Raw genomic sequence first — 21,461 nt, 5'->3', positions numbered from 1 at the left:
AAAAAGACTTAAAACCACCTCCCCTCTCCTTCGTCGAGGTACTCCTCCTTGCCAGGAGGAGAGCTGATTTACAGCTTGCAAAACACTATATATGTGAATGTTTGAATCTTTTCGAACACTCGTGGGCATCGCCCCTTGAAATTGGTAATAATGTAAATCTCAGGCTGAAAGTCTGAAACAAAGTCACTGTTTCAGACTTTCAGCCTTAAATTAATGACATTGTCCCTGAAGGAGCACAATGTGATTATCCATCGGTGAAGCCTGTGGGATAACCAAGACGTGTGTTTCATCCTTATGAGGGCTGAAATAAAATTATATATTAAGAAGAAATGTGTATGCACTTAAGTTTTCAAGCTAACTTCTATGGTATTTAATGCTGCCACCTTCGGGGCAGGTTCGTTCCACCTTCGGTAACTGTTCGGCACTTGTTCGGTAATCCTTCGGTAATTGTTCGGCTACGCGCGTAGCCGAACAATTACCGAACAAATACCGAAGCAGACTCGAAAAAGGGTGGTAGGAGAGTCAAAAAAGGGCCGAAAATGCTCAAAATGGCATGAAATTGACCTTTTTTCGCTTGTTTTTTTGAGTTTTCCGACAAAAACACCCTTTTTACTAACGTCTATTGGTTAGTGTTCTACACTTTTTCCTTGTTAAAAAGTAGTTATGATACACTGGGTGAGGTGTTTATGTTTTATTTCAAATTACAATGCAATTACAGTAATTGATTTCACCTGTTTCAGATTGTATGTTTGTTGAAAATCAAATCAATGAAAAAACAGCAAAACACCAAATCAGTAATATCGATACAAGCAACCGTAATTTATATACAAATTATTGAGTCTCAGGCTGCAATTTTGTATTCGTAATTAAAAACCAGTAATTATGGCTACAACACAATGGAACGAAAACAATATTCCTGACCAATCGGGAAAAGTGGTAATTATCACCGGGGCAACCAGTGGACTGGGCAAGCAGGCTGCTAAAGTGCTAAGTGCTAAAAATGCAACGGTTATTATGGCTGTTCGAAATATGGAAAAGGGGCATAATGTCTTGCAAGAGATAACGAAAGCTTATCCCACTAACAAGACTGTAGTGATGAAGATGGATTTGAGCAGTCTTCAATCGGTTGAGAGGTTTGCCCAAACGTTTAAGGAAAGGTACGATCGCCTGGATGTGTTGATTAACAACGCCGGTATTATGGCTTGCCCTTTTGCTACAACTGAAGATGGATTTGAAATACAAATGGGAACCAATCACCTGGGGCATTTTGCATTGGTCGGTCATCTGATGGATGTCCTTAAAAGTACAGCTCAATCACGCATTGTTGTTACTTCGAGTATTGCCCATAAAATGACCAATGGTATTGAGCTGAACGATATCAATTGGGAAAAGCGAAAATATAAGACGAATCGTGCCTATAGTGATAGTAAGCTGGCCAACGTGTATTTTGCTTACGAGATGGTTAACAGATATAAGAACGATCATAGAGCGCCGCGTGTTACGCTTGCTCACCCGGGGTGGACCAGTACGGATCTGCAACGTCATTCGAGCTTTGCCAGCCTGTTGAATCCAATCTTCTCTCAACAAGCTGATATGGGCGTATTACCAACTTTACGTGCTGCTTTCGATGATGCGGCATTGAACAAGGATTTTTTCGGGCCCAAAGGTACCCTTGAATTCAAAGGTTATCCGGTTAAGGTTAAAACAAGTAAAGTGGCTCAACTGGAAGAGCCGGCTAAGAAACTGTGGGATCTGTCAGAACAACTGACGGGCGTAAGGTATTAAGCTCAGTTTGGCATTATACTGCTCACCTCAGGTCAGAAATACAGCAATAACTACTTATCCACATCTTTATTTAACAGTGTCATATTTGCTTCTTGCTTAATCTGATTAAACAAGAATGGAATGTGGCACTGTTAGTATATAATACTGATTCGTCGATAAAATTAAGCCGTCTGTTGATTGATTTTTATATGTAGATGCATCATACATACATTTGAGGTATCATTCGATCATTTATCAGGATCAGAAAATAGAAACAGTATTAAAACATGTAGTTATGAAAGCAGTGAAATCATTATTAGTGATCGCCTTATTTTTAATTGGAGGTGTTATTGTTGCCCAGCCGCAGGGTGGACAAGGAGGAAGGCAGCAGGGACCACCACCAATCCCCAATGCTAAACAAATACAGAAGATGGTGTCCGATTTAAGCGAACAGGCATCATTATCAGACGATCAGGAGGAAGCTATTTATGAATTGTATACAAAACACTTTGAAGAAGTGGAGGAGAAGCTAAAGGGTAATAGCCGTCCGCCGCGTGACGAAATGGAAAAGCTAAAATCGGAATTAGAAACGGCTGTAAAAGCAGAGCTGGATAAGGAGCAGATAGAGCAGTATGAAGCCTGGAAGAAAACTCAGAAAAAGAAACGAGCACAGCGACAAAAGAGATAAGTCACAGAAGCACTATCATAAGAATCAAACGTATAAACGAGCACGTCGGTCAGAGATGGGTTAGGGTATATCTCGCCGATGTTGTTCGTTTCTATGCTGAAGTGCGGGCAGGCTGAACAAACAGAATTTTTACAAACAACAGTTTTATTACATTGATTGTAAATAAAAACCTGTATTTTAGAGCTCCTTCAAGATAAACGTTACACATTTTAATTAGTCATTATGAGGATTATTTTTGTTGTTAGCGCTTTATTGGCTGTGCTCGTTTCTATCGTTTTATTTCAAACTGACCATGCAGACCTGGCGCCTGTTTTATTAATTGGAGGAGTAGGTACGCTGGCTTTTTTAGTTCGAAACATAAAGGTTTTGAGCGGTTTTTCATTCTCGCTGTGGATTCTGGCAGCTGTGATAGCTTCTTTGTCTTATCCCCACTATTTTTTAAATATTGGCAATTTTAATACCAAGGGTTTAATCGTCCCGCTCTTACAGATTATCATGTTTGGCATGGGCTCGCAAATGAGTTTAAACGACTTTGCCGGAGTGGTTAAGATGCCCAAAGGAGTTATTATTGGTGTTATTTGCCAGTTTACCATTATGCCTGTTATTGGTTTCTCAATAGCCTATTTCTTTGGCTTTCCACCGGAGATTGCTGCAGGTATCATTCTTGTTGGTTCATCACCTAGCGGACTGGCATCTAACGTTATGTCGTTTATAGCAAAGGCCAACCTGGCACTATCGGTTACACTTACTGCCTTTGCCACACTATTATCACCTCTTATGACACCATTGTTAATGAAGCTATTGGCCTCGGAAATGGTAAGTATTAATGTGCTGGATATGATGACCGGTATTTTTAATATGGTGATACTGCCCATTTGCGCAGGATTGATCTTTAACTTGTTTGCCTTTGATACTAAAAAAGCAGGAAGCAGGCTGATTCAGGTTGGAGCCTACTTGCTGATTGTGGGTATTAAAAGTGTATTAAATGCATGGGGAGGCCCTGGTTCTTTGTACGAGATATTTATAGCAGACAGCATTATGTTCGTCGCCTTACCCATAATACTGGCAGTTGTGTTTAAATACCTGGTTAGAAAAGATAAAGACTTTATTAACCGTATATTGTCCTTTATATCCATGTTTGGGATTGCTGTTATTATTGTGGTTATAACAGCTGCCGGTCGTGATAGCCTGCTAGATGTTGGTTTTCTTTTGGTATTGGCCTGTTTACTGCACAATGTGATGGGTTACACACTTGGTTATACCGTAAGTAAGTTGCTGGGTTTAAAAGAGCAGGATTGCCGCACTATTGCCCTGGAAGTGGGCATGCAAAACGGCGGATTGGCATCGGGCCTGGCATTGCAGATGGGGAAGGTGGCCACTGTAGGATTGGCTCCGGCTGTTTTTGGTCCATTAATGAATATAAGCGGTTCTTCATTGGCATCGTGGTGGAAAGGGAAAGCAGTAAAGGAATAGACATATGTGTTTTGCTTAATTTTTGAGGCAGATCTTTTGTGTTAGTAACACGAATATTCACTAGATTAGCATTATCGAAGTCGAATTCTTAATAAATCTGCCCTTTTATGGATTTTAATGTTCTTAACGATGGCCTAATAAATTTTGATGGCCTGATGCTTTTGATTATTCGTTTTTCTTTTAATTTGCTGGTGACCCTGATATTAGTCCGTGTTTTATACTATCAGAAGGCACGACGAAAAGATTACCTGTTTACATTTTTACTGATAAGTACAATTGTATTCCTGCTGTGTATACTGCTGGAAAATGTCACACTGGAATTGGGATTTGCCTTAGGCTTGTTCGCCATATTTGGAATTATCAGGTACCGGACCACGCAGATTCCGATTAAAGAAATGACATACTTGTTTATCACAATCGGGGTATCAGTTATTAATGCCTTAAGTGGTAGTGATGTGAGTGTGGCTGAACTGGTTGTAACCAATGCTCTGGTTGTAGGGGTTACCTTTGGTTTGGAAAGAGTATGGTTGCTTAAGCATGAGTCGAGTAAGCTTGTTGTATATGAAAAGATTGAGCTGATAACCCCTGAGAATTATAATGAAATGCTTGAAGACCTTAAGCAGCGTACCGGCCTGCAAATCCACAGGGCAGAGGTAGGGAAAATCAATTTTTTAAGGGACACGGCTGATGTCATTATTTACTACTACAACAGCGAAGTAAGTAATGTAACGCATTTCGAACATGATGACGATGATGATTAAAGATAAGCGCAAAAAAAAGACCGTTAAAAACGGTCTTTTTTTTTATCTGGTAATAAGGTTGATATCATCCATTAGTTTGTCTTTATAAGACTTTCCGATCGGAATTATTTTTGAGCCACCTTCGTAATTGATAATAACAGAATTGTCTTCAATTACCTTAATTTTATTGATATTAACAATAAATGATCGGTGTACTCTGACATAGCGTTCCGGTGGCATTTTTTCAGATATAGCTTTCATTGTGAAGTGAATGGTAAACTTATCTTTAAAGGTATTTAGAACGACGTAGTTTTCCAGGGCTTCAATCCAAAGTATATCGTCATATTTTACTCTAACAAGTGAACTGTTATTTTTAACAAATATTTCGTTGGTTTCACGAGTTATTGATTCTTTCTCCTCAAAGCGTTCACGTGCTCTTTTCACAGCCTTAATAAAGCGGCCATACTGAACAGGCTTCAGCAAATAGTCTGTTACGTTATATTCGTAAGAATCTATTGCATATTTTTCTTGAGAAGAGTATACGATAACCTGTGGTAATTCATCAAGTGACTTTAAAAAATCGATACCACTCATTTCGGGCATTTCGATATCCAGAAAGATGAGGTCGATCGTTTCAATGTCTTGTTTAGACAGGTAATTAATGGCACTCACCGCACTATCAAAATTCCCCGCCAGATTCAAGTCATCCGTTTTCTCAACAAATTCCTGAATAATCTTTGTTGAGAGTTTGTCATCATCAATAATAATGCAATTCATAGAATCTGATTTTCTTCAAAAATAAAAAAATATCGCCATTATTAGCTGTATACTATCGAAAAAATAACACTTAAAAACTCGTATTGTTTCTTTTATTGAATTCATCAATTAGCAGATCGCTTTTTTTGATTGACTTTTTAAGCCATTCAAGGTATAGCTCTTTAAGTTGATCTTCAGGTAGCTTTGCCTCAATGTCAGAGTGTTTTAACTGGCTTGAGAAGTGTTGCAGGGTTATGGCGGCACAAACCGAAATATTTAAGCTTTCAGAAAAACCATACATAGGTATTTTCATAAATTCATCAGCTTCTTCCATCACAATATCGGAGATACCCTCTCTTTCGTTGCCAAATACAACTGCTGTTTTCCCCTTGCTTAAGTCAAAGTCGTCAAGGTCCACATCATCGCTATGGGGTGTAGTGGCAACAATGCGGTAACCGTCGGCTTTTAATTGGCGAAGGCATGAACGTGTGTTATTGGCCTCTTCATTATACTGGTACAGGTTAAGCCATTTAGTAGCACCAATAACCACTTGTGGATTGATGTTAAATGTATTTTCGTTCTCAATAATATGCACATCCTGTATGCCAAAACAATCGCATGAACGCAGTACGGCGCTTGCATTTTGCGTTTGGTAGATGTCTTCTAAAACAACTGTAACATATTTAGTTCGGTCATTGGCAACCTGCCAGAACTGTTCACGTCGTTCTTCTGTTGAAAATTGTTCAAGAAAGCTGATAAGTTTATCGATCATACTGCTTATACCTTACATTATACACACTGGTATTAATCAAACCGTTGCCGAAAATAGCAAAAAAAAAGAGAGTGCGGTTGCACTCTCTTTGTATTTTACTGTTGTAAGTTCTTAGTTGATAGCGTCACTTAATTCGCTACCTGCTTTGAATTTCACAACTTTCTTAGCAGGAATTTCAATCTCTTTACCAGTTTGTGGATTTCTACCAGTACGAGCGCTTCTTTCAGAAACACCAAAAGAACCAAAACCTACTAATGCAACACGACCACCGTCTTTTAATGCACTACCTGTTACTTTAATAAATGCGTCTAAAGCTTTTTTTGCATCAGCTTTTGTTAATTCTGCTTCGCCAGCAATTGCATCAATTAATTGAGCCTTGTTCATAATACTCTTTAATTTCAGGGTTAAACTAAATTAATTCTTAAACTTTCCTCTACAAATATATAGTATTTCCGCTGTTTACCAAATGTTCAGGGTAAAAAGTCTAATAAATGTCAGGCTTTAAAAGACATATTATCTTCACTTGAAATGAAATTGTAAAAAAGATTGATTTTTTAAGTAAAAACTATTGTTTCGTTATTTTAATTATCTATATTTGCACCCGCATTTAAGGAAATGCACAACACAATTACTGGAGAGATGGCAGAGTGGTCGAATGCGGCGGTCTTGAAAACCGTTGTACCGCGAGGTACCGGGGGTTCGAATCCCTCTCTCTCCGCAAAAGGGAAAACCCCGAACGATTTATCGTTCGGGGTTTTGTTCTTTACATGAGCAAAGCCAAAATGAATTTTGAGCTTTGCTCATGTAAAGAACAAAACAGCACGCTGATAAGCGGGCGTTTTCCTATGCTTGTCCAGGAGCTCCATACGGGGATCTGCAATCCCTTTTTCATAGATCAGTCGGTATTTGTATACTTTATACATTAATAATACCAACCATCGAACTCCAGCTTAACCTTATATTCACCTATTACCAAAACTTATTTTGAGCTTTGCTCATGTAAAGAACAAAACAGCACGCTGATAAGCGGGCGTTTTCCTATGCTTGTCCAGGAGCTCCATACAGGGATCTGTAATCCCTTTTTCATAGATCAGTCAGTATTTGTATACTTTATACATTAATAATACCAATCATCGAACTCCAGCTTAACCTTATATTCACCTATTACCAAAACTTATTTTGAGCTTTGCTCCTGAAAAGAACAAAACAGCACGCTGATAAGCGGGCGTTTTCCTATGCTTGTCCAGGAACTCCATACAGGGATCTGCAATCCCTTTTTCATAGATCAGTCAGTATTTGTATGCTTTATACATTAATAATACCAATCATCGATCTCCTGCTTAGCCTTATAATACAATTGACATTTATACATACACACCAAAAAGGGATATTTGTAAATTGAAAAGTACGCTTGAGAACTTGGAAGTATAATAATTAATAGCTTTTTTTATGATGAGTAAAGGATTCATGTCAAGAATTATTACAATTGGTGAAGTAATAAGTATAGACCGATTGAAAAGATACTAATTCATACCATATATGACATGATTTGTGGAGCATCGATACATATGAATGAAATTCAAAAGGATGCTTACACAATTACCTTTGTGACTGAGGAGGCGAAGCTATAAAGTCACAAAAAAATATACTATATATCAAAAAAGGTAAGACTAAAAAATAAGGTTGACCATATGAGGATGGAGAGAGTACTCCGTCTATCTGCTAGTTAGGCAAAATTAAAATGAAACATTCTACACTAAATATCCTGTTAATTATTCTCTTAATATTAATTAAGCAGAGTATTTATGGACAATCATTATATGAGCCATTTCTGATTATAAAAGACAATTTCTTAAGCCTGAACTATAACGCAAAAAATGAATATTGTTTTTATTTAGCTAAACCCAAAGACTTAATAAATAATCCAGAATTTAGAGCTTCAATTTTATCTAAGTATGAAATAAAATCAATAAAGCATATAAAGTCAACTTCAAATACAAATGAATTCTTTGACAAAAACGGTCATTTATCGAATAAAGACTTTTATATAAATAATGCTTTTGAACGTTCGTATGAACCAAATTATAAATTCAATAGATTTTTATTTATTTCAAAATCTCCAACAGACTTAAATACATTAAACTATCAGGAACTATTCAAATACAATTCTAGGAGAAATTTGATAAAGTTCAGTCGATTAGAGAAATATGGTTTTTTGAAAAAGCGATTCAAGCGAGAAATTAATTACAAGTACAATTCCAGTGGCGATTTGTTAAGAATAAATGGGATTAAGGAGTTAGCATACAATGAAATGGGTAAACTTCGGTTGGAGAAGGAAATAAATATTTATGGGGAGAAATATTCCAAAATAAATAGAAAACAAATAGATAAGGCACGATATGCCAATAGACAATTCAAAGTGTATGTTTATAATGCTCATAATGAATTAGACCATATTGAAATCAAACATTACGATAGTATAAGTTTCAAAAATTATAGGATAGATTTTGAATATGATGATTTAAACCGTTTGACAAAAACGACAAAATATCATCCAAGTGGCAAAGAATGGAAAGTCAAAGAATTAATATACTCAGATGGTAATTTGACTCAAATTATTGAAACTATGTATTCTGGAACATCAGATAGTTTCACGGAAATTGTGACAATATTTGAATACAAAAATGGATTAATTTCAAAAAGTGAGGAATTCTTCAGTAATAAAACAGTGAAAAATAGACTTAGAGAAGAAATATATTATGAATATACATTTTTTGATTGAGTATAAATTGAAAAGATAAGAATAACTTTGCCTAACAAGCCATCATAAAGCAGCCCTGGCTTTGGCGTGATTTGGGAGTTCAGCTCCCGCGCGAGCAGCAGTAAAATTGAGAAAGCGAATATACCACCCGCACTTCGGGCCACTTCATATGGCCAAACCGTTTCTGCAGCATGCAACCCGAAACAAACTAACTATTAATTAAGAATGAAGTATAGAATTAAAAACACAAAGACAACAATACGAATTATTGCGATTTATCAAATAATAGGTGGAATACATGGAATAGGATTAATTTGTTGGTTACTGTTACGAACAGGGCAAATAAATGGGCCATTGTTCTTTATATTCTCGCTTGCATTCTTTCTTTTTGGACTATCAATACGTTCAGGCAACCTATTATTAAAAAAAGACAGTCTAAAAAGCGGACTTATATTTTCGTCAATATTACAAGGGTTACAAATCATAGCAATTGGAATTGGCGGCTATACTTATGAATTCTTTTCAGGCGCAAAAGCTACAATTGGAATTGAATTTACAAATGGAATTGGTTTTGACTTGAATGGGGCGCTTTCAACATTTAATTTTCACATTCAAGCATCAGACCCTGATTACTTCATCAAGGTTAACGTATTAGCAATTATCATTTTATCAATTTTAATTGATATTTACGAAAAGCAATACAACAGGAAAGAACCTGTTAAAGAAAAAGTATTATCAGATTCCACTTTAACCGAAAACGAATCTAAGATTAAGAAATAACCACAGCTGACCAACACGCCGGACATAGTGCATAGCAGTGTCTGTGAGGCTTTGGTAGTGCAGATTCCCGCCTCGATAGTCTCGTCCCCTCGGACGGACAATCTCAACGCAGAATCTGCTACAGCGTCATGCGGCCAACCATTGTAGCCCGTTTCAAACCGCATTCAGTTTAGTTCAATAAAATCAAATAAAATGAGAAATGTATTTATACTATTAATGTTATCGCTTCTGAATTTTACCAATGTCATCGGACAGAACGAAAAGCAATATTACTTTGAATTGAATGGAACAATAAACGCAGATACAGGAAAAATCATACTTATCTTCTTTTCGGAATTTGTATCCAATGATTTAAATGAATTGGAAGCTCAAATAGAAAATAATAAATTCTCATTCTCTGGATATATAACTGAACCACAGGGAGTATTTGTAATACTCGACAATCGATTTAGGTCTTCAAATTTCATCCTTGATAAAGGCACACAATCGATTACGCTGGTTACTGATTCTTCAAGAAAAGTACCCAATGTTGATAATCGGATAATGACTAATGACTATCCCAAATACAAAGAATACTTTGGAGAATTAAGAAAGAAGTGGGACGAATTTTATGGGAAGGACGATAGCTTGCAAGCTCATTATAACTATAACATACCAAATACAATCAGCCTGAATCTAAAAAAAGAGTATGACTCTCTATGTATTGAAGATAACGAAATGTTACTGAAGTATTGCGAAAGTCATCCTAATTCCTTTTTTGCATTTTGGCGACTTGTACACCTCTTAAAATGGGGGTATGAACCAATATATGACTCAATTTATAACGCTTTATCTGAAGAAATAAAAGGAGGATATGCAGGAACTGTTGTTTGCAAAAAGCTAAACGATGGTAAACAACTTAAAGTTGGAGAGGAATTTCCGTTGCTGAAATGTAAAGGTTTATATAATGAACCATTTAATCTAGATGTTTTTAATAAGAACTCGCTGACATTAGTTGATTTTTGGTTTAGCAGCTGTTATCCCTGTAGAGCACAGTTTAACAAATTAAGGACTTTGTATCACCAATATAGTACACGCGGGTTTGAGATAGTTGGTATATCAATAGACAAAGATTCTAAAAGAGAGGACTTGATAGATGTAATTAAAAAAGATAAACTTGTTTGGAAACAATATTGGGATATTAATGGAAGAGAAACCAAGCAACTTTCTATAAATGCGTTTCCAACAAACTTTTTAATTGATAGTAAAGGGATAATAATTGCAAAAAATATTTCTATGGAAGAATTAGAGTTAACTTTAAACAAAATTTTGCAACAGGATAATTAAACAACGGGCTGCAACAATATGCATAATGCATATCTTGCCGCAGGCACAACTCAAGCCTCGCATCATGCACTAAACGTTGGCCACAATTAGGTACGTTATACAAATATCCTTTACAAAGTTATATAAACATCCTTTACACTTTTTAGCTTGCAATTTGCATCAATATAGAGGTATTGTAGAGTTCAGCTTCCGCACTAACTGAACTAAAACCAAGAAAGCGAATATACAACATGCAACCGACCACATTATCAGGTGAGATTGTCTGTTGCGTAATACTGGATGGCGCCTAAAGTAAAATTTGAATTAATAAATACCATATTTAACCCTATGGACAATCATTCGACAGAAGATGTTAGTGTTAGAACGGACCAAGAGTTAATCGAAATACTTGAAAACAGATTTGACTATAGTGAAAAAGAATTCAAGGCGGCTCTGGGTGAAGTGGAAAGACGGAGAAAAGTCAAAGTTTCAAATGCCCGGGAATTAGTGACAGAAGAAAAGAAAACCTCTGAGACTAAGGAAAGAAAACAAGCAAACTACAAGACCAGGGTAATTGGAGAGAATAATATATCACAATCTAATCCAGCTAATAGTTTTTATTTATTTTCCTTGATTGGAGGATTTGTAAGATGGATTCTATTTGAAGAAGGAAAGGGCAAAGAGCTTTATGAAATAGTTAATGAAGAAAATAAGTATAAAAATTCTCTCGTATTTCTAATATTACTTCTTCTAATAATTGCTGTTTTAAGTTTATTTGGACTTTTTTTTGATTGGGCTCAGGAAACCACGGTATAAGTATTACGCCCAATACGCCACACAACACATTGCATGGGTTTAGCTCATTTGGATTGAGCAGACTCCAGTAGGTTGTCTTTTCGTCCTGCGAATAATCACCGCGATTCAGCGAAAGTCAGATGCTGCCATTCAGTTTTACGGGTATAAAAAATACAAACCGCACAAAATATGAACAAGAACATTCACATTGCATTATTAAGCTTGATAATTATCACCGGCTGTAATCAGCGACAAACAAATGAATTGACTAACCAAACTGAAACAGTGAATGAGACTCCAGTAGCATTACAGGAAACAAAAATCATAGATGAAATTGGCAAATATTCCAGTAGATACAATACCAATGTTGTTACAAAGCTATATTCCGAAGCTTTAGATAATAATGTAGAACTTAATGAACTGGACAGTCAGATGAAAGCTATTAGAAGCATGGAAACTGATAGCTTATTTGCATACGAAGATTATGCGAGAATTAATAATCAATATTGGTCAGCAGTAGACAACCTGCTTCGACAGATGAAAGACTCAGTATTACATGACGCAACAAAAGAACTTGTTGATGATTTAAAGTCAAGTTACAGTCAGTCTGTATCAGATTTTGAGAAGCAAAAGAATATAATCCGTGAAAAACGAATTTCTTTGAACGACCAACATCTTCTAATGCAGCTTTTTGTCACTGTTCCAATGATTGAGAACTTTCGAAGAAACGAAAAACCAAGTATTAAAAGCCTTGAAAATGTTGCTAAAGAGTACGAAAGATTAATTCTGGAATCAAAACAATATACAACAATCAATAAATAGCCAGGCACAACGCGCTGTAAAACGCATCACGTGGTTTTTATAATCTTGCAAAGGTCCATACTGAGGCAACAAACGGTAAATCATTGATTTATAAACAAAGTGTTTGTTAATTTGTGGTGTTCATGTTTTTCAATTACTTCGAAAGTGTTGACATAAAATGGGACTAATGAACTAATGTTTGAGTTTTATAATGAAAAAGATAAAAATAAATACAAGGTTTGGTCCATGAAGTTTGGAGGAGTGTTGGGCTAATCTTATTTATGATTCATAACCTTTAAGCTGCAACTGAAAATACTACAACTTTTGAAGTACTTATATTAACAAAGTCAGGAGGTATTTATGAAACACAAAAGCGTTTTATCCGGAATCAGTATTTTATTGATATTGACCTTTGTATTATCTTGTGGTGATCAGGCTGTAAATGAGGGAATTGGGGTATTCAGGGAAGCCCCTTGTCCGTTTGATCTACCAGAAGGATTGGTATTAGGTGAAAACTTCAAATTCGGTTATGTTACCGTACCAGAATTTCATAAGCAGCCTAATGGAAAAACCATTGAAGTAGCAGTTGCCATATTCCCAAGTACGAGCGATAACCCTGGCCCCCCGCTGGTACTAAACACGGGTGGTCCCGGTGAGTCAAACATGGACAATTTTATTCCACCTCTTGCTATAAAGCATAGCGGCCGATTGGGAGAACTGGTCCTGCCGCATAGGGATGCTGTAATAATTGAGTTGCGAGGATTACGGTATGCAAGGCCAAACTTAATTTCGGAGGAGTTGATTAAGGCCAGGTATGATATGCTGGATCAAAACCTTAACTATGATGAAATGCTTGCCATCCAGGCAAAAGCGCTGGAGGAAACCCGCGATCGGTTTGAAAAGGAAGGAATTAATCTGTCTGCATTCAATAATGTTGAAACAGCTGCAGATATTGCGATGATTATGACCAATCTTGGTTATGAAAAATTTAGCATGTTTGGGTCTTCTGCCGGAACTGTTCTTGCACAACATGTTATCCGTGATTATCCTGAGATGGTAAGTTGTGCTGTTTTAAATGCCGGGGTGCCAATCGGTACACATATTTCTCAAATGGTTCCTGATGCTGTTAGCTCCTTAAAAAGAATATTTGATAAGTGTGAGGAAGATCTGGATTGTTCAGAAGCCTTTCCTGATTTGGAACATCGGTTTTTACATTTCCTGGATTCAATTAATACACATCCTATAACCATCCCTGTTGATGTTCCGGGAAAGGATGAACAACTTAATTATGTGCTAAATGGACATCGATTTGCGGGCATGATCATGTTGTACTCGTACTTTAGTCCTCAGGTACCCCTTTTAATAGAACAAATAATGTCAGGGGATTATAGTTTTGTAAACCAATATGTCGGTTTCCAGTCCTTCATGAGTACCTTTGCCGACATTTTAGGCTATTCAGTTTTTTTAAGTGAGTATCCTGTTTTTAACCAATCTGATATAATCATTGATCCGGCTTATACAACATTTGCAAATGGAGTAACTGCCATAGGATTAGGAGGTCATTACCTTTTGAGTGTTGATACTATTTTTAACATTCCAAAATTAGATCCTAAGATTATTGAACCTCAAGGATCAAGTGATGTTCCGTTGCTTGTTTTAAATGGTGTGTATGATCCCGTTGTTCCAGAATATTTAGATGAAATATTTAAAAACAGATTTAAGAACTGTTACCTCTATCGCTTCGATGGAGTAGCTCACTCTCCGGTTGATTTTGCAGAAGAATGTGCTATCGCTATGTTTTTTGAATTCATCGATGATCCATCAAAAGCACCGGAAAGCGCATGCCTTGATGAATATCATCTCAACCTGGAAATAAAGGGTAATTGAAATTTTTAAAGTCAAAGGAAATATAGAAGCTTGAAGATAATAGGTGAGCTTAACACACCGAACATAGTGCACAGCAGTGTTTGGCTCCACCGGGTCATGCAGCCAAAGTTTAGGTTAATTATGAAGAAACACACTGCATATGTTGTAGTAATGATTTTTAATATCACAATTGTTTACGGACAAGGTGATTCAGCATGGATTAATAATTGGCAGAAGATTCTGATATCTGATTCTTATTCAGGATGTTCTAATTTTAATAATGACTTTCAAATACTAAGTGAAAACTTGTCATTGACTACTCATAATAGACCTGATTCGATTATTAAACAAGTTAATCCTGATCTAATTGATTCTTTGTTCAATTCATTAAAAAATAGCAGACAATTAAGGTATGATCCTTTAGTTATGTTCGACCTTGATTCAATTTGGTTGATGAATAACGCAGAGAAACTATGGACTGATTATTCAAACGAGCTTTATGAATCACCTGAGATTAATTCAATCGCAATAAACACGATAAAAGACTATTCAAAAATAAAGAGGTCAATTTGGAGTTTGCAAGGCTCACAATGGTCAGGTGATTATCCTTTAGTTTCAGTATTAATTATTAAGGGCGTTGATACATTATCAATTTCATCATCTGGACAGTATCCATTTATGCTCCCCTGGAATGTAAACGGAAAAGCAATTTATAACTCACAAATTTCGAAATTGATTTCACAGCTAATTCCTGTCAATATAGAAAGTAATAAGTCCCGACTGCAAGGTGAAAGATTCAACTATGCTCTTATTGATCGGATTTATGATAGTTGTCTGTCAGATACTATAAAATTTACAGAAGCGAAGAAAAGGTACAAAAAGCACTTTAAATACATAGAGAAAGATTTTCAAATTATACATGCTGAAATGTCAAACATGGCATCTATTGAGTGGGGGCATACTTTTGGTCGACCTGCTTTTGAAATATTACTTTCAGATTCTACTATTTCAAACCAAATTCAATTCTCGACAGTTTTTAGCAGGTATAATTTGATGCATTCACCAAAATCAATTGTTAGAAACAAAGACAAGTTGATTAAGCGTTTATCGGATAATCCAGTCTATATTTATGCTCTTGAATGTGAAAAATGCATAGGGAAAATTCATTGGGTTAAATCCAAATCTTTAAGCCGACAAGCAAAACGAAACTTTTTAAGAGATATAAAAGACAACGGCAGAAATAAAGGCGAATTTAGAATGAAATTTAGAAATGCAATCTTCTTTGAACTTACGGAGCAAAGAAGTTCTTCAAGAAGTTTCTCCCGATGGATTTTTCTCAATGATGGAACTATGGTTTTGTGGCAACTACGGGGAGATTTTTTAATGAACCTGCCTGATGATTTTACAAAAAATCAGGGGTGTATTTGTAGAACTTTGAAACCAAAGGAATTAATAGGTATGCCCAACTATAATAATAAACAAAGGGCTGCTAGTGCAAAAAACAAACGACACAATCATTAAAAAAAAGGAGGGTAACAAAGCTTTGCCAGCTATGATCCCACCCCTTTATTATGTGATGTTTGTAGACTTATCTTATTCTATTTCTGTGAACACGCCAGTTGTGGGATTAATGTTGAATTTTCGTTCGCCTGTAATACCATCATAATGTGTGTATTCGAATTTGCAAATAACAGAATTGGTACTATTTATATGATACGTGATCTTATCTATTCTTGTGTTTTCGGGTAAGTCAGAAACTGGATTATCGGTATTCCAAAGTGTTTCGTATGTTTTAATGTTTCTTCTTTCAAACCCGTTGTCAAAACATATGCATTCTTGAAAATTAATTGGAATGTAGTCATTGCCCCAAAAGCTTTTTGTTAGCTCATATGGCTTATCACTATTCATTGAATAGTAATAATTTTTACTTGCCTTATCATTGTAATTGTATGTTTCAGCAATGAAACTGTTTTCAAACCAGGGAGTGATCGTGTTGAAATAGTAATTTGTAGTTGGTATTGTAGCACTCTCTTTTCTTATAATATTTTGTCCTGAAATCATATATAAATCAGCAGAAACGGCTTGTTTCCCGGTTTGGGTATATTGACTGCCATAAGCCCATCCCCATAAAATAAAGGTACATTCATCGCTATACTTATAAATATGTTGAATGGTAAAATCAGAAATGTAATGCTTAGTTATTACACCGTAACCTTCATCAATATTTATTATAGTATCAAGTTTAATTCCTTCATTTGAATAAACCAGCTCCTTATTTAATTTATTGAACCCCTTGATAACGAGTTTATCTTTTATTCGGCCATTGAAATATATAAGGTTTGTATCTGTTCCTAATGTTGAATATTCGTATTTTACGTCATTGGTTAGTAAATCGTAGTCATCCAACAAGGTTTCAAAGGCGGTTAATTCCAATTTAGGAACTGTTTCTTCATCATTATTCTTTTCACAAGAAAAAACGGAGATAGTTAATAATGCTGCAATTACGAATTTGATTGTCCTCATGTTTTAATATTGTCTTATTTAATTGGTGTTGATAACTGTCTGTCTGGAAATAAACAGTTAGGCATGTTAATTTTCGTTATGAATCTATGGTTTATTATAGTGTGCATTCAATTGTGTGACCTGCTTTTACCTGGAATATCTTTGACTTTCTTTCTATTGGAAATATGATATAATAATTGCCAGCATTTAAGTCAGTTATTTCTGTTTCTGTATCTTTTATGGTGCCGGTTACCAACGCGTAATCGTCTGAGCGAAACCAATAAGGGTCATCTGATAATAGATAATGAATCTCTGAAACGATATAATACTCTTGATTTTCAAATTCAAGTTGCTCGTCTATAAGCATAACATTGCCTGTTTCCGGTAGTATTGTTTCTTCAGTACAAGAGGCTAAAGCAATTATTAAAATTAGTATGGTACATACATTTTTTTTCATCATACGGGGAGTTTGGTATATTATTACATAAATATACTGACTTTAAGTTTAACATAGTGTATGCTCATGGTATATTTCAAGCAAAGTTGAGTTTTTGAATATTTGGCAGGAGATTAACTGAAATAAAATATTGCAAGGTGTTTGTAATGTTATGAATTTTATTGGTTGACTATACATATTATTCCAGGAGTCAACAACGTTTTGCATCATCATAAGAAATTGCAGTTAGTCCGGTGATGGCTTATCAATCATTATTATTTAATCGTTGCCTTTGTCTTTTGTCAATTCTTTTTAACCAATAATGAGGAAAAGGCACTCTCAGCAGAATTTCATCATTTCCAATTCTGAATCCGTCTGGTATTCTAAGCCATTTTATCTTATTAATACTTGGATTGATCTCTCTGATATCCTTTTCAAATAGCTTTTCTTCGTCTTTATTTCCAATAAAAATCAACTGCTCATTGGTCAAAACTAATGTTCCTTTAATGCTTTCTCCATTTAGTTTTGACAACTGAGCAAAATCCTTTACTAACAGCCTTTCAAGTGTAAATAGTCCTTTTCGCCTTTTTAGCCTGGGGGACCTATTAAAAACTCCTCCTACCAGTGCACCGATTAGCAGATATTTAAGCAGGTTTGGGATTATAAGCGTGTTTTCTCCGATCGTGTCCATGCCGAAAAGCAGAATGCCAATGAAAGCCCCGTAAAAGATCCCAATTACAGAAAAACGAATCTGATACAACCAGGATGGAGGATTAATAAGGCCAAATGCCAAAATTTTTGCAAATCCTCCTGTGGCACTCATTGCAGCTAAGAATAGAATATAGGCATTGGGTGTTTTAAAGTAGAACTTTAGTATTGCAGATAATGCTATAAAAAGAAAAAAGCCAATTATTGTATTTCTTAGTCTATGGTTCATGCCTTCCGGATTTATTGGTTTTCGATAAAAGGAATCAAAATACTGGCAATGAGAAAAAGTGTTAATCCTATTGTTGCAATCCAGGTTTTTATGTCATCAACAGCTTTATTCTTTATGCACAAGATTACCATTACCATACCTGCCAGCAGGCAAAGGGTGGATAAGGTTCCTAATATTAACATGTTCAAGGCATACTGAGCTCCATTATGAAAGGGTTCAACATAAGCTATTGTAAGAAGAAAACATACAATATTCAGAGTTAAAACATAAATAAAGAGTCTGAAAACCCATACTTTATAATACTTCATTTGAGGGTGTTAAAGTTTATTGAGTTAATTATTTTGTGAGTAATTTTTGTTGTTAAATACACCTGAATCACATTATGTCAGTTTGTATTTCTGATTTACTTCTATCAGCACATACTCTATCAACGTTTTGAAATATCATGGCAGCATAAACAAGGCCTTTAATAAAAGCCAGATGCCCTCCCTTTACTCATCATAAAAAAAGCTATTATTTTTTAGACATCCAAGTTGCGGTAACAGCATTTAGTAAGCTTAAATTGATTTGAGGAATTAGTATAACTAACGGTAAAGGAGTATTGCAGCATATTAGGCATTACCCGTTTGTCGATGCAAATAAAAAGGAGCTTAATTTCTTAAGCTCCTTATAATATTTTAATTGCCCGATAAAAAAACGCCGGTGGGTAACATATTATCAGGCGGAGGTGTGCCGTTTGCCATTTTATAGGCTTTTCGCTTACACTGTTCTTTCAATTCTCCTTTGCAGTACCTGTTAACAAAGCCACGGCAGGCCAGTTCGTTAGTTGGGCTGTAGCGTACCAAAAAGCCACATTTTTCAATCATGTCACATGCTTCCATTTCAGTAGTCTTGAGTTATAATTAGATGTTGTGAATTTACAGGACTTTGAATAGTTTTGTTGCAGATAATGAAGATTATTGGACTTTTTTTGATTAACGGTCGAATACCAAACTTTAATAGCGATTATTTGTCCTCTAATTTTTAGTAGTTAGCTTTGAGTATTGTAATGAATACACTTCATAATGGTAAAAACAGATCTATCCAAATATAACAACGATTGGTTTGATGAGGGAGCAGGTGTTGTTAAGCGCACTTTATGGTTTATCACCAATGCCCTGGTATTAATAAATCCTTTAAATCCTCTTTCAGGAATTAAGATTTTCTTTCTTCGGCTGTTTGGTGCCAAGATAGGTAAGGGGGTTGTGATTAAGCCCGGTGTTAATATAAAATATCCCTGGAAACTGGTTGTAGGTGATTATACCTGGATAGGTGAGCGTGTATGGATTGATAACCTGGATCAGGTTACCGTTGGCAAAAACTGTTGCTTATCGCAGGAGTCCTTTGTTTTAATAGGTAACCATAATTTTACGAAAGAAACTTTTGACCTGATGGTCGCGCCGGTAATTATAGAAGACGGAGTGTGGTTAGGTGCCCGAAGTATTGTTACAGGCGGTATCACCTGTAAGAGTCATTCGGTTTTAGCTGTTAATAGTGTAGCATCTCAATCAATTGATGCGAACTGTATTTACAGGGGTAACCCTGCCGTAAAGGTCAAAGAGCGCGTTATTGAGGACGTTTAGTTATTCTGCATCCAGTCGGGTAATTTGGATGGTATTGATTTTCTGCCATAGAAGAAATCATCCATTTTAACAGCCCAATATCTGAAATTAGGGAAGTTGCGAATGCTCCAACGCACCACATTGTGCATAAGGTTAGATGGGTGTGAGTAGGGGCATGTACTCATGCATCGACCGCAGTCGGTACCGGCACTTCGCCAATAGCTAAAGCAACTATCCGAATTAATCTGCCAGCGATTAACACCGTTAATCAAGCTTTTATCTTCTTTTGAAATAGCCGAGGCAGGACAGTTTACTGCACATTTGAGGCATTTAGAGCAAAAGTCTTCCACACTGTCGTCATATCGTCTTTCTGCTGCTGGTAAAGGCATATTAGTAGTAATGACGCCTATTCTGTTTCTTGGTCCAAGTTCAGGCGTCATCAGCAATCCCATGCGGCCAATTTCACCAAGATTGGCGTCTCTTGCTACCAATGGCGCTACAACCTGGTAGTTACCATCGATATGTGCTCTTGCTTCATAACCACAATTGATAATAAACTGAGCAATTTGGGTTGCAATAATCCCAGAGTTTAAATACTGACTGGCCGATTCCATGATAATGGAGCTTTTGGGAGCAGGCATTACCATTTCATGATCCATTTCAACAGTAAAAACAATGGCGTATTTATGACATGGTTGAATGGTTTTTCCGTAACGATCACCGCGTCCTCCAATGGAATACCAATGGTAATCTTTTGTTTCTGTTATGCCTACGGATGTAGCGCCTGCTTTTTTTACCCATTTTTTCACAAAGCGACTAAATTGCCCGGGTGATGCTTCTAAAGGTGGATTTTCAACCTTACCTTCCACGTTTTGGTGCAGACTGTCGACTATTTTAAAAATAGCATCGGATGCATTATAGGGCAAGGGTTTGTAAAAAGTTGATTTCTTATGAAGTAAGCCGGGGAGCTTTCTGAATTGTTCATCACTGTCTTTGTGTTGGGGGAATTCTTTATAATACTTTTCAAATCGTTCTGAACCGGGCTTTAATTCACATCTGGAAAACATAATAGTGCGCTCGTCAATGTTTCCTTTGGCTTTTTCCTCTTTAAGTTTTCGGAAAAATATACGTGGTATAAATAAATAGCTTCCGGCCAGCAGAAAAACAATATCGATTGATGCGATGAGCCAATAAAAGTTAGGAGGTAAGTACAAAAGCAGCAGGAATGATGAAATGACCGGGATGAGCAGGAGTGCTTTTGTTGCCGCGTTTCTTCTTCTTTCAAGCAAGGAAGTTATAGACATAATAGCTAAGATTAGCACTGTAGCTACAATAAAACCAATAAACAGAAGCTGAAAGTAAATCATACCTAACTCATTTTGGGCATGAAAATAAGAAAGTGAAAGGATTTAGCAAGTGACCGAAGTCAGTTTTATTTTTTTATTTATTTGGAAGTCTTGTGTTTAGTTGATCCGATACCCTTG

Annotated in this window: 21 protein-coding genes and 1 tRNA gene; 13 read left to right on the top strand and 9 right to left on the bottom strand. The window is 36.1% G+C overall.

Annotated elements, in window-relative coordinates; genetic code table 11:
• Positions 1-882 precede the first annotated feature (882 nt).
• From ACRD69_RS12065 to ACRD69_RS12050, 4 genes are all read left to right on the top strand, one after another.
• Positions 883-1,785 (top strand): oxidoreductase, encoded by a 903-nt coding sequence (locus ACRD69_RS12065; RefSeq protein ID WP_430815345.1) that lies wholly within the window; start codon positions 883-885, stop codon positions 1,783-1,785.
• Between the two features lie 274 nt (positions 1,786-2,059).
• On the top strand, positions 2,060-2,452 hold the full coding sequence (locus tag ACRD69_RS12060) for a hypothetical protein (protein ID WP_430815344.1): 393 nt from the start codon (positions 2,060-2,062) through the stop codon (positions 2,450-2,452).
• A gap of 222 nt (positions 2,453-2,674) precedes the next feature.
• Positions 2,675-3,925, top strand: coding sequence for a bile acid:sodium symporter family protein (locus ACRD69_RS12055; RefSeq protein WP_430815343.1), 1,251 nt, complete (start codon positions 2,675-2,677; stop codon positions 3,923-3,925).
• Between the two features lie 107 nt (positions 3,926-4,032).
• On the top strand, positions 4,033-4,686 hold the full coding sequence (locus ACRD69_RS12050; RefSeq protein ID WP_430815342.1) for a DUF4956 domain-containing protein: 654 nt from the start codon (positions 4,033-4,035) through the stop codon (positions 4,684-4,686).
• Positions 4,687-4,728: 42 nt separating this feature from the next.
• Here ACRD69_RS12050 and ACRD69_RS12045 read toward each other — a convergent pair whose 3' ends face one another.
• The 3 genes from ACRD69_RS12045 to ACRD69_RS12035 all read right to left on the bottom strand — a co-directional run bounded on the left by ACRD69_RS12045 (position 4,729) and on the right by ACRD69_RS12035 (position 6,577).
• Positions 4,729-5,442: a LytR/AlgR family response regulator transcription factor gene (locus ACRD69_RS12045; protein WP_430815341.1), complete on the bottom strand. Its 714-nt coding sequence runs from the start codon at positions 5,440-5,442 to the stop codon at positions 4,729-4,731.
• A gap of 70 nt (positions 5,443-5,512) precedes the next feature.
• Complete coding sequence (locus tag ACRD69_RS12040) at positions 5,513-6,193, bottom strand: TrmH family RNA methyltransferase (RefSeq protein ID WP_430815340.1); 681 nt, start codon at positions 6,191-6,193, stop codon at positions 5,513-5,515.
• A 111-nt stretch (positions 6,194-6,304) separates the two neighbouring features.
• Positions 6,305-6,577: an HU family DNA-binding protein gene (locus ACRD69_RS12035; protein ID WP_430815339.1), complete on the bottom strand. Its 273-nt coding sequence runs from the start codon at positions 6,575-6,577 to the stop codon at positions 6,305-6,307.
• 249 nt (positions 6,578-6,826) lie between these two features.
• Between ACRD69_RS12035 and ACRD69_RS12030 the strand changes: the two genes are divergently transcribed.
• The 8 genes from ACRD69_RS12030 (at position 6,827) to ACRD69_RS11995 (ending at position 16,022) form a co-directional block, all read left to right on the top strand.
• Positions 6,827-6,911: transfer RNA gene (locus tag ACRD69_RS12030), tRNA-Ser, on the top strand.
• 1,023 nt (positions 6,912-7,934) lie between these two features.
• Complete coding sequence (locus tag ACRD69_RS12025) at positions 7,935-8,975, top strand: hypothetical protein (RefSeq protein WP_430815338.1); 1,041 nt, start codon at positions 7,935-7,937, stop codon at positions 8,973-8,975.
• Positions 8,976-9,179: 204 nt separating this feature from the next.
• A complete protein-coding gene (locus ACRD69_RS12020; RefSeq protein ID WP_430815337.1) occupies positions 9,180-9,734 on the top strand; it encodes a hypothetical protein in 555 nt (184 codons plus the stop codon).
• A 192-nt stretch (positions 9,735-9,926) separates the two neighbouring features.
• Positions 9,927-11,060 carry a redoxin domain-containing protein gene (locus ACRD69_RS12015; RefSeq protein WP_430815336.1) on the top strand — a complete coding sequence of 378 codons (1,134 nt, stop codon included), beginning with the start codon at positions 9,927-9,929 and terminating at the stop codon, positions 11,058-11,060.
• A 279-nt stretch (positions 11,061-11,339) separates the two neighbouring features.
• A complete protein-coding gene (locus ACRD69_RS12010; protein ID WP_430815335.1) occupies positions 11,340-11,855 on the top strand; it encodes a hypothetical protein in 516 nt (171 codons plus the stop codon).
• Between the two features lie 168 nt (positions 11,856-12,023).
• On the top strand, positions 12,024-12,656 hold the full coding sequence (locus ACRD69_RS12005; protein ID WP_430815334.1) for a hypothetical protein: 633 nt from the start codon (positions 12,024-12,026) through the stop codon (positions 12,654-12,656).
• A 339-nt stretch (positions 12,657-12,995) separates the two neighbouring features.
• A complete protein-coding gene (locus tag ACRD69_RS12000; RefSeq protein ID WP_430815333.1) occupies positions 12,996-14,522 on the top strand; it encodes an alpha/beta fold hydrolase in 1,527 nt (508 codons plus the stop codon).
• Between the two features lie 120 nt (positions 14,523-14,642).
• The gene (locus tag ACRD69_RS11995) at positions 14,643-16,022 is read left to right on the top strand and encodes a hypothetical protein (RefSeq protein ID WP_430815332.1); all 1,380 of its coding nucleotides are present in this window, start codon (positions 14,643-14,645) and stop codon (positions 16,020-16,022) included.
• A 72-nt stretch (positions 16,023-16,094) separates the two neighbouring features.
• Here ACRD69_RS11995 and ACRD69_RS11990 read toward each other — a convergent pair whose 3' ends face one another.
• The 5 genes from ACRD69_RS11990 to ACRD69_RS11970 form a co-directional block, all read right to left on the bottom strand.
• Positions 16,095-17,024: a hypothetical protein gene (locus tag ACRD69_RS11990; protein WP_430815331.1), complete on the bottom strand. Its 930-nt coding sequence runs from the start codon at positions 17,022-17,024 to the stop codon at positions 16,095-16,097.
• Between the two features lie 94 nt (positions 17,025-17,118).
• Positions 17,119-17,463 (bottom strand): hypothetical protein, encoded by a 345-nt coding sequence (locus tag ACRD69_RS11985; protein WP_430815330.1) that lies wholly within the window; start codon positions 17,461-17,463, stop codon positions 17,119-17,121.
• A 241-nt stretch (positions 17,464-17,704) separates the two neighbouring features.
• Entirely contained in the window at positions 17,705-18,376 is a 672-nt protein-coding gene (locus ACRD69_RS11980) for a hypothetical protein (protein WP_430815329.1), read from the bottom strand.
• A gap of 11 nt (positions 18,377-18,387) precedes the next feature.
• Positions 18,388-18,684 carry a hypothetical protein gene (locus ACRD69_RS11975; protein ID WP_430815328.1) on the bottom strand — a complete coding sequence of 99 codons (297 nt, stop codon included), beginning with the start codon at positions 18,682-18,684 and terminating at the stop codon, positions 18,388-18,390.
• A 369-nt stretch (positions 18,685-19,053) separates the two neighbouring features.
• Positions 19,054-19,257 carry a hypothetical protein gene (locus ACRD69_RS11970; RefSeq protein WP_430815327.1) on the bottom strand — a complete coding sequence of 68 codons (204 nt, stop codon included), beginning with the start codon at positions 19,255-19,257 and terminating at the stop codon, positions 19,054-19,056.
• Positions 19,258-19,440: 183 nt separating this feature from the next.
• On the opposite strand from ACRD69_RS11970, the gene ACRD69_RS11965 reads away from it, so the two are divergent.
• Positions 19,441-19,998: a WcaF family extracellular polysaccharide biosynthesis acetyltransferase gene (locus tag ACRD69_RS11965; protein WP_430815326.1), complete on the top strand. Its 558-nt coding sequence runs from the start codon at positions 19,441-19,443 to the stop codon at positions 19,996-19,998.
• On the opposite strand, the gene ACRD69_RS11960 is transcribed toward ACRD69_RS11965, so the two are convergent.
• On the bottom strand, positions 19,995-21,344 hold the full coding sequence (locus ACRD69_RS11960; RefSeq protein ID WP_430815325.1) for a 4Fe-4S dicluster domain-containing protein: 1,350 nt from the start codon (positions 21,342-21,344) through the stop codon (positions 19,995-19,997). The genes ACRD69_RS11965 and ACRD69_RS11960 overlap by 4 nt on opposite strands.
• Positions 21,345-21,461: the final 117 nt, after the last annotated feature.

This window comes from Carboxylicivirga agarovorans (genome assembly GCF_050589845.1).
GTDB classification, from domain to species: domain Bacteria; phylum Bacteroidota; class Bacteroidia; order Bacteroidales; family Marinilabiliaceae; genus Carboxylicivirga; species Carboxylicivirga agarovorans.
The sequence above is the reverse complement of the archived record's forward strand: the minus strand, read 5'-3'. Positions and strand labels throughout refer to the sequence as shown.